This is a genomic window from Streptomyces sp. SID11385, assembly GCF_010548245.1.
Classification (GTDB): Bacteria; Actinomycetota; Actinomycetes; order Streptomycetales; family Streptomycetaceae; genus Streptomyces.
Map to the genome: position 1 here is coordinate 1 of NZ_JAAGLR010000964.1, position 266 is coordinate 266.

1 pseudogene is annotated in these 266 nt (G+C 78.9%); it reads right to left on the bottom strand.

The annotated features are described in order from the left end of the window. A pseudogene (locus tag G3I42_RS29275) lies at positions 1 to 266 on the bottom strand (hypothetical protein); the annotation flags it as partial.

Sequence of the window (266 nt, forward strand, 5' to 3'; positions counted from 1 at the left end):
CCGGCCCCTGTGCCCGCCGCTGCCGGTCCCGGATGCGGGGGCGGGGGGCTCGTCGTCGCCGTCGCCGGGGGAAGTGGCCGGGGCCTGCGGGGCCTTGGCGCGGGGGGTGAAGAGGTCGACGTCGTCGTCCTGCCCGTCGTCGTCCTTGCGGGGCTGGGCCGCCTCGGCGCGGGCGGGGGCGGCGGGCGCCGAAGCGGTGCCGAAGGGGCGTTCGAAGGCGTCGAGGTATTCGCGCCGTGGACCGTCGCCCGCCACGTCCTCGCGTT